Source organism: candidate division WOR-3 bacterium, from assembly GCA_026418155.1.
Lineage (GTDB): Bacteria > Hydrothermota > Tepidihabitantia > Tepidihabitantales > CAIPLT01 > JAOABV01.
On sequence record JAOABV010000063.1, the window covers coordinates 1 to 9,779 of the forward strand.

Consider the following 9,779-nt stretch of genomic DNA (forward strand, 5'->3'; position numbering starts at 1 on the left):
GTGAAAGTAATTGTCGGATATATTCAGGAAGCAATTCAGGAAGCAGTTGTCAGAGCGATTGAGGAAATCATTGAGAAAGTTGTTCTCTCTGTTATATGTTAGTTTAGATGACGCGCTAATAAAATCTTTATACTAAAAATAAAAGGGACTAATTAATAAAATCTTTATACTAAAAATAAAAGGGGCTAACATAGTTGTTAGCCCCTTTGAAATTTAGATGATTTATTATTCTTTTGGTGGTTTGGGATATTATTCTTTTGGTGGTTTGGGAATAAAGCCTTGTTTCATTAGTGCTTGGGACATCTTTCGAGCATTCTTTATAGTTTCTGATGCTTTCTTATATAATTGTTCTCGAGTCATTGTAATGCGGGCAACTCCTTGTTCAATTGCTTTCATGCCAACGGCAACTGCTTCGCGAGGAAATACTTCCCAATCATCCATTGTGGGAATGAGATAGTCTTCTCTTAAGCCTCGGTCTTCAGCCACTTTTGCCAGTTCAACTGCTGCTGCGATACACATCTCATCAGTTATAGTTCGTGCATTAACATCAAGTGCGCCTCTAAAAATTCCAGGAAATCCTAATGAGTTATTAACTTGGTTAGGAAAGTCTGAGCGTCCAGTAGCAACAATTTTGGCACCGGCTTCTTTTGCTTCCCAAGGCCAAATCTCAGGAATCGGATTAGCGCAGACAAATAGAATGGGGTCTTTTGCCATTCTTTGAATCCATTCTTTTTTGATTACATCCGGACCGGGTTTGGAATAACCAATCACTATATCCATTTCCTCCATTGTGATAGGAATCGCATCTTCGACACGCTCGGATTTACGGCCTTCAGCATTAGTCTTTAGAATTAAGTCTTTAGTATAGGCAAAGTGTTTTTCAAAATCTGGACGGTCTTTATGAATAATTCCGTAGACATCGCACATCACAATTTTACCTGGGTCAAAACCATAAGTGACCATCACACGTAAACAAGCAATACCAGCTGCGCCAGCACCAATCATTCCTACTCTAACTTTTTTCGGGTCTTTGCCCACAATTTTTAAGGCATTAATTAAACCCGCAACTGTTACTGCAGCAGTTCCTTGTTGGTCATCATGCCAAACTGGAATGTTCATCTCTTTGCGAAGAGTATCAAGAATATAAAAACATTTTGGTTGCTCAATGTCTTCAAGATTATATCCCCCAAAACAAGGCTCAAGTAGTTTTGCGCATTTAATAAATTCTTCTGGGTCTTTGGTTCTAATCGCAATGGGCACAGCATCAACACCACCTAAGTATTTAAATAGTAATGCTTTACCTTCCATTACCGGTAGCGATGCTTCTGGTCCAATATCGCCAAGTCCTAAAACACGGGTGCCGTCAGTAAATACGGCGATGGTATTAGCACGGTTAGTATGCTCCCAGACTTTTTCTAAATTGGCTTTAATATCTTTACAGGGTTCAGCGACTCCGGGTGTATACCAGATGGCAAAGTCATTAAAATCACGAATTGCGCATTTAGGCACGACTTGGATTTTGCCTTTATAGAACGGATGGAGTTTCATTGCGTCCTGACCAGGTTTTTTGGCTAAGGCAATTCTCTCTTCCGGCGTTAATTCCTTTTTAGCCGGTTTTGGTTTTTTACGGATTATTTTTTTCGCCTTTTGGATAGGCTTTTTCTTTTTTTTCATTTAAGCCTCCTAATTGCCACTGAAAACAGAGAAATCTGCATTTTATATTTTGTTTTTTATTTCATATTTTTTTAATATTTAATATCTTATTTTTATTTATAATTTTATGTTTTATTTTTCTATATTTCTTTTTTAATATTTTTATATTTCATTTCTTTTTTAATATTTTTACATCTCTTTTAATATTTTTATATCTCTATATTTTTTTCACATATATCTCTATATTTTTTTCACATTTCTATATTTCTTTTTGTATATTTTTCTTATGACGCTCTGACAAATAAATCTCAATTCTTAGGACTTTTGACTAAAAATGTTAATATTGAAGCAATCAAACATAATACACCGGTGACAATAAATGCAAATGTATAACCCCCGGTCAATTCTTTTACTCGTGGTGCGAAAATATTACTCAAGAGACCACCGACTCCATAGGCCGTAAAGACAAAACCATAATTGACCCCGACATTCTTGGTGCCGAATAAATCTGCGGTAATTGCGGGAAAGAGTGCCAGATAACCGCCAAAGCACAAACCAACTAAAGATATGCCGACCCAAAACCAAGATTGAAATCCGGTGATTAGATTATATGAGAGGATACCTAATCCGCAAATAAGAAATATTAAAAATAAAGTTTTCATTCGACCAAAAGAATCAGAGACTCTGCCCCAAAAGATTCTACCCATCGCATTAAATATTGCTAATAGACTAACACCGAAAGCAGCAGTTTCTTTAGAATACTGAGCCAGTTCTTGACCGATTGGTGAAGTTTGACCAATAACCATTAATCCGCAAGCACAACCAATAAAATACATTAGCCAGATTAAGTAGAATCTGCCGGTTGATAGCATCTCGCCAACACTAAAATCTATTTTTGAAGTTGCAGTTATTGTCGGTGCAGTCCATCCCGCAGGTTTGTATCCTGAAGGTGGATTTCTTAATATCATTCCACCGATAAAGACCAAAATTAGAAAGACAATACCCAGAATTCTAAATGTATTGAAAATGCCGACAGAATCAATTAGACTTCGTGCGACCGGACCAACAATCAATGCGCCAGCACCGAATCCAGCAACTGATAAACCGGTTATCAGACCTCGTTTATCCGGAAACCATTTAACACCAGCAGAAATTGGACAGACATAGGCAATACCAATACCAATACCAGAAATTACACCATAAAATAACACGATGGCTAAAAGGGTTTTGGCAAAACTTGCTAAAATCATACCAAGACCTAATAAGATACCGCCGGCAATTGCAATTTTCGGACCTGCTTTATCCTGCCATCGACCACCGATAATAGTTGCTAAGGCAAAGAAAATTAAAACAAATGAGAATGGCAAAGATGCTTGAGTTGGGGAAAGACCTCTTTTTACTTTTAATGTATCACCATGAATAGAATTTATTTTTGTTACAACTTTTTTTTCTTTTTCATTATAAGTTAATTTCCACAAGTCGCCAGTTCTAATCTCGATAGAATCTCTGATCAAAATTTCCTCGCCATCCCCTCGAACCAGTAAAGTATCAAATCCTATTATTTCTGAAGCGGTAGTTGATTTATTAATTAAAGGTTGTTGTTCTAAAGGTTTTCTGAATACACTCCAAGCATAAATTGCACCTAAACAGAGTTGAATAATAATTGCGGCAAAAACAATCCACCAACGGTTGAATAGTTTTTCATCTTTCATCGAAACCCCTTAATTCAGATTAGAGAAAAATCAGGAGAGAGTATAAAATAAGATAATGTTCACTACTCTCTCCTTTGTTTAATTATCTATTCTTCTAAAGTTGATATGTCGCCGACTGGTTTGCCTAATGCTTCGGCTTTAAGTAATCGTCGCATAATTTTGCCGGAACGAGTCTTGGGAAGTTTATCTCGAAATTCAATTTCTTCAGGACGGGCAATTGGTCCGATTTCTTTGGAAACCCATTCTTTTAGTTCCTTTGCCAATTCTTCAGAAGGTATGAAACCAACTTTGAGAGTTACATATGCCTTTGGAACATCACCTTTGACTTCATGGGGAATGCCAATTACTGCGGCTTCTGCCACTGCAGGATGTGCAACTAAGGCGCTTTCAACTTCTGCCGTGCCCAGACGGTGTCCAGCAACATTAAGCACTTCATCCGCGCGCCCTCTAAACCAGAAATAACCATCTTCATCAATTGTGCAGGAATCTCCTGTAAGATAAACTCCAGGGAAGCGAGACCAATAGACTTGTTTGTATCGCTCAGGGTCTTTGTACAGAGTTCTAAGCATCCCTGGCCAAGGTGCTAACAGCACTGCAAATCCATTCTCATTCGGTTTAATCGGATTACCTTCACTGGTATAAACATCGGCTTTAATTCCAGGAAATGGTTTTGTGGCTGAACCAGGTTTTAATGGAGTAATTGGTAATGGTGAGATAAGAATATGACCAGTTTCAGTTTGCCACCAAGTATCCATTATTGGACATCTGCTACCACCAATATANTTATAATACCAGCGCCAGGCTTCGGGATTAATTGGTTCACCAACACTGCCTAATAGTCTTAAACTGGATAAATTATATTTCTGAGCAAATTGCTCACCATATCTCATATGCATTCTAATCGCAGTAGGTGAAGTATAAAATACTGTTACTTTTTCTCGTTCAATCATCTTCCACCATCGACCAGCATCAGGATAATCTGGCGCACCTTCATAAAGCACTGAAGTTGCACCGTTCAATAACGGACCATAAACAATATAACTATGACCTGTAACCCAACCAATATCAGCCGCACACCACCAAATATCATTATCTTTAATGTCAAAGATAAACTTCATCGTTGTATAAACACCAACCGCATAACCGCCGTGGACATGGACAATGCCTTTTGGTTTACCAGTAGTGCCTGAAGTATATAGCGTATATAAGATGTCTTCAGAATCAAGTTGTTCAGTTGGGCATTGGTCAGATTCATTAGCAGTTAGTTCATGCCACCAAAGGTCGCGTTTTGGTGTCATATTAACTTTAGAATTTGCCCGATTGAAAACAATAATGTTTTGAATACTTGGACAGTCTTTAACTGCTTCGTCAGCATTACTTTTCAGGGTCACTAACTTTCCCCGGCGATATGCACCATCAGCGGTAATGAGAATCTTAGCCTCAGCGTCAACAATGCGGTCTTTTAGCGAACCAGCACTAAATCCCGAAAAGACTACCGAATGAATCGCACCAATTTTCGCGCAAGCAAGCATTGCAATTGGTAATTGCGGAATCATTGGCAAATAAATTGTGACCCGGTCGCCTTTAGTTACCCCAAGTTTTTTCAAAGCATTAGCAAATTTACCAACTTCACGATTAATATCTGCATAGGTCCAGCGTTCGACTTTTTCATTTTCTGGTTCTGGTTCGTAGATATAAGCAATTTTATTTGCAATATTAGTCTTCATATGCCGGTCTAACGCATTGTGCACAATATTAAATTTTCCACCTAAAAACCACTTAGCAAATGGTAGATTCCATTCTAAAATTTTATCAAATGGTTTATACCATTCTAATTCTTTTGCCATCTCGCTCCAAAACCATTCACGGTCTTCTGCTCTTTTAAGCAAGTCATCTAATGTTTTCAAATTATGTTTTTCCATAAACTTTGTGACATTAGCATTCTTTACCAGATTTTCTGGTGGATAATAGATTTCTTTATTATCTGCCATAAATATTCCTCCCTTATATCAAATATATCAAATAAATTTTTACATTTTTTATTATAAAACCTCTAAGACACAAAAAATTAAGAGTTACCATATTAGCAAGATTTTATGCCTTAGAGGCGAAATTAAAATCAGATAACCACAAACAAGCAAATTGCGATTAGTCATTTTAACAACTTTTTATTTTAACAAAAAATAATTAATTTCAAGTATAATAAAAAAATACAAAATGTCAATTAATGAATTAACAAAGCACTGAAAATGTGACGCAAAACTTGCAAAAGATTAAGAAAACACTCAATGATTTTGTATATTCTTGAGCAAAAATCTATTTGTCCTAAAATCTCAATTAATAACTTTAGCGAAAGTTAATTTATCACCCCGACTGAAGACTAAAAAATTCTTTAATATTTTTGCATTAATAGCACTTATTCGGTGTTCTCATAACTTAAAGTATTGACAAATAGCAATTCTTAAGTAAAGTCCTATACGATGATGAGAATTTTTCGCGCTCGGGTTATTAATTTTCTTGATGCCAATAATTTTGAAGACTATCCCAATGGATTTTTAGCAATTGATAATAATGGCCAAATATTCAACTATGGTAAATGGCACAAAAAAATTCAGTATGCTTATCGTAATGCTAAAGTTCTTGATTATAACAAATTTATTATCTTGCCAGGCTTTATTGATGTTCATCTTCATTTACCTCAACTCCATTTACGCGGTCGGTATGGCGATGAACTCTTAAATTGGTTAAATAATTATGTAATTAAAAGTGAAATTAAGGTATCAACGATAAAAAAAATTAAGAAAGATATAAAGTCTTTTTATCAAGAGATGCTTAAAAATGGGACCACGACCGGTCTAATTTTCTCGTCCAGTTCATTTACATATACTGATTGGGCTTTTCGAATTGCTTATGATTGCGGCATTCGAGCTATTATTGGTAAAGCAATGATGGATAATAAATTTTCCCACTTGCCAGTGGAATCAACCCAAAAATCACTAAATGAAAGTATCAAATTATTTGAAAAATGGAACGGCATTGATAAACGGCTTTATTATGCTTTTAGTCCTCGCTTTGCTCCCGCAACAACTGAATCATTATTAAGAGCAATTGCTAAATTCTGTCGAGATAATAATACTTACATCCATACGCATCTTGCGGAAAATCTTCAGGAGTTACAATTAACTCGCAGACTATTTCCTCAATACCACTCATATACTGAATTATATTACCAAACTGGCATCTTAGGACCAAAAACAATTGTTGCTCATGCAATTCATCTAAAAGATTCTGAATATAAACTGTTAAGTCAAACCCAGACTAAAGTTGCTCACTGCCCTTCATCAAATTTCTTTTTACATAGTGGTCGCGCTAATACCGCAAAAATGGAGAAATACAATATAACTATTGGTTTAGGAAGTGATGTTGGTGCAGGCCCATCATTTTCAATGTTTTCTGTGATGCGTGATGCCTATTATGTGAGAAGAATTTCTCCCCATAAAGCGTTTTACTACGCTACATTGGGAGGCGCCAAAGTCTTAAGTTGGGATAATCGCATTGGTAATTTTGCTCAAGGCAAAGAAGGTGATTTTATTGTTGTGAACTATCCAACAGATTGTAATAAAAAAACCAAAACTGAAGAACTATTATCTCAATTAATATTTTGCGGCGATGACCGATTAATTATCGAAACTTATGTTCAAGGCAAGAGGCTGTATTATCAAAAATTCTGATTATCGAAAAGATTCTCCCAAAAACTGAATTATTAAAAGTTATAATTAATTTCTTTTAATAATCTTTTTAGATTAATTTTTATGGCATTTTCAAAATTATGAGCATTAAAATCAACTCCATTAAACACACTTGAAACTACTGCAATACCTTTGGCACCAACTCGAAAAATTTTCTTAGTATTTTCTGGGGTAATACCACCGATTGCAATAACCGGAGTCTTAACTGATTTTGTAATTGCTTTTAGTCGCTTTAATCCGATTACTGGTGCCGAAGGTTTAGTACGGGATGCAAAGATTGAGCCGGCACTTAGGTAATTGACACCATCTCGCTCTGCTTTTTGAGCATCTTGAACATTTCTTACAGTCATACCAATTATTTTATTAATCGGTAGAATTCCGCGCGCTTGTTTTATCGGCATATCATCTGCTCCTAGATGAACACCATCCGCATCTACTGCTTGCGCAATATCAATTCGGTCATTAATAATAAATTTCACCCATGGTTTATTAATATTATCTTTAATTGTTCTCGCATCTTGCAACCAAATTTTAGTCGGTGTATCTTTGCTCTCGCGAAGTTGGAGCATTGTGGCTTTACCTAAAACAAGTGCTTTTGTTATTTTGCTCAGATATTTTCTACCAGTTGTTTCCGTATCAATAATGACATAAAGTTTCGGGTCAAATTCGACAATAAAATGTTGATTCAAATTCTTTTCTAAATCATAAAGCACAAATCGGGTCTGTTTAAAAAATCTTGATATCTTCTGATTCCGAATCTTAAAAATTTCTTCTAACACCCTTGCTGATTCTTGACACCGTTTGATATTAGCACTGACGACATCATAAATTGATGTGCGTTGAGTCTTATCAAACCTATCTTGCCGACCTAAATCTTTTTCACTCTTTCGAAACCAGATAACATCTTTTCTGATTGGAGCTAATTTTTCCCATAGTCTACTTTTCAGGTTTCTTATCAGCATTAAAGTATTCTTATCCTCTAAATAGAAACGACAAATTTCTTCGATTACCCTTAAACCTTCAGAAAACCGATTAAGATTAACATCAATTATTCTATTCATATTTTTGAATTATTTATTTTTTAATGCTTTCACTAAACGCCAAATGCCAAAAAGAATAATAATCCAGGGCCAATCACGATGAAAAGCAAGTAATCCAATATTACTTAACCAAATCCAAAAACCAATAATTATAATAGTGATGGGCAATACTAACCGTCTCATTTTTCTTGTCTCCTTTTTTTCGTAATAACTTCAACAAATATTAAAACGCCAATAATAACAAGGACCAAAGGCCAATCTCGCTTAAAAACAATCCGCCAAGAAACCACACCCAACTTTGACAACCAAATCCAAAGTCCTATGGATATAAGGATTAATGCTTCTATAATTTTTCTTATCATAAGTGCTCCCTATTTTATCAAATAACACCGATCTTAAAAGTTATACGTTTAATTATACAAAAAATCAAGCAAATTTTTCTCATAACATTATCAAATCCAATATCTTAATGCAAAACACCTCTAACTTGATGGTATGACTCCCTCCACCATGCACTACTTTTATGAAGCTTTCTTTAAAGTTTTGGAGAAATATTTCCTTTAACTCTTTTATCAAACAGCGAAAAATTAGACTTAAGATATTTGCTTTTAGCATTTTTGTATTAACTTATTTTAGCATTTTTAGGATGTTATCAGGTGAAGGACAGCGTATCTGGTAGCGTAGGTTTTCGAAAAGGACACAACATCGGATTTCAGGTTGTACTTTGGAAAATCAAGCCGGCAAATTCTATAAGTACAGATTCTGCTCATAGCACCTTTTCCATTTTGCGCATAATTGTCTTAAATCCGAATTTTTGATAAAACTTGATAGTCTTCTGATTAAATTCCCACACCGCCAATTGCAAAACTTTTAATTTCTTCCTTTTTGCCCATTGAAAGATTCTTTTCATCAAAGATGTTCCAATACCTTGACCGCGATATTTTTCATCAACAACCAATTCATTAATACTTAGATAAGGAATTGCGATTAAATCATCTGGTTTCCGTTCAATTGTGATATAAGCATAGCCGATTATTTTATTCTGTTTTTCTGCTACTAATACTGCACTATTCTTTTCTTTTAGGGCATTTAAATAAAATCTATCTATTTTTTGCAGTTCAACAAGTCGACCCAAAAATTCAGGCCGATGTTGTGTAACTATATTCAACACTTGTCTTGCAATTTTACATATCTGTTTAACATCTTTTTCCGTTGCTTCTCTGATATTTACTGATTGGTTCATATTATGGTTTTTGCAAAATTAGTGTCATTCCATCGTTTAAGGACGGCGGCATGAATTTTTGCGCAAATCCGTAGATTTTTTCAATTTTTGACAGACGATTAAAATAATTACTATATTTAAACCAGAAGACTTTATAACCTATCTGTTGAGCAAGTAAAAATAGTTCTTTTTTGGTATATTCACGATAATGTCCAGGATTAAATGGTCCTTCTCTTATCATCTCATAAGGATTTCTCCCAATTAAAAGTGTTATTCTCTTTAACAACGAAGCCGCATTTGGTGTTTGAATAATCAGAAACCCATTTGAACTTAAAAACGAATCAATAAACTTTAGCACACAAATCGGCGAAGTATAAAGATGTTCAATGACTTCGGCTAAGAC

At 35.2% G+C, this 9,779-nt stretch carries 9 protein-coding genes; 1 reads left to right on the forward strand and 8 read right to left on the reverse strand.

The window, feature by feature from the left end; genetic code table 11:
- Positions 1–249 precede the first annotated feature (249 nt).
- From N2201_06545 to acs, 3 genes are all read right to left on the reverse strand, one after another.
- A complete protein-coding gene (locus N2201_06545; protein MCX7785863.1) occupies positions 250–1,548 on the reverse strand; it encodes an NADP-dependent malic enzyme in 1,299 nt (432 codons plus the stop codon).
- A gap of 413 nt (positions 1,549–1,961) precedes the next feature.
- A complete protein-coding gene (locus tag N2201_06550) occupies positions 1,962–3,365 on the reverse strand; it encodes an OFA family MFS transporter (GenBank protein MCX7785864.1) in 1,404 nt (467 codons plus the stop codon).
- An 86-nt stretch (positions 3,366–3,451) separates the two neighbouring features.
- Positions 3,452–5,356: an acetate--CoA ligase gene (gene acs, locus N2201_06555; GenBank protein ID MCX7785865.1), complete on the reverse strand. Its 1,905-nt coding sequence runs from the start codon at positions 5,354–5,356 to the stop codon at positions 3,452–3,454.
- A 489-nt stretch (positions 5,357–5,845) separates the two neighbouring features.
- Here acs and N2201_06560 point away from each other — a divergent pair, with 489 nt between their 5' ends.
- Entirely contained in the window at positions 5,846–7,096 is a 1,251-nt protein-coding gene (locus N2201_06560; protein MCX7785866.1) for a guanine deaminase, read from the forward strand.
- Positions 7,097–7,128: 32 nt separating this feature from the next.
- Here N2201_06560 and thiE read toward each other — a convergent pair whose 3' ends face one another.
- From thiE to N2201_06585, 5 genes are all read right to left on the reverse strand, one after another.
- Positions 7,129–8,175 carry a thiamine phosphate synthase gene (thiE, locus tag N2201_06565; GenBank protein MCX7785867.1) on the reverse strand — a complete coding sequence of 349 codons (1,047 nt, stop codon included), beginning with the start codon at positions 8,173–8,175 and terminating at the stop codon, positions 7,129–7,131.
- A 9-nt stretch (positions 8,176–8,184) separates the two neighbouring features.
- A complete protein-coding gene (locus N2201_06570) occupies positions 8,185–8,337 on the reverse strand; it encodes a hypothetical protein (protein ID MCX7785868.1) in 153 nt (50 codons plus the stop codon).
- Positions 8,334–8,516, reverse strand: coding sequence for a DUF5668 domain-containing protein (locus tag N2201_06575; protein MCX7785869.1), 183 nt, complete (start codon positions 8,514–8,516; stop codon positions 8,334–8,336). Before N2201_06575 ends, N2201_06570 begins: the two co-directional genes overlap by 4 nt.
- 404 nt (positions 8,517–8,920) lie before the next feature.
- The gene (locus N2201_06580; protein ID MCX7785870.1) at positions 8,921–9,397 is read right to left on the reverse strand and encodes a GNAT family N-acetyltransferase; all 477 of its coding nucleotides are present in this window, start codon (positions 9,395–9,397) and stop codon (positions 8,921–8,923) included.
- Position 9,398: 1 nt separating this feature from the next.
- The coding region (locus N2201_06585; protein ID MCX7785871.1) for a hypothetical protein at positions 9,399–9,779 on the reverse strand (381 nt) is incomplete at its 5' end.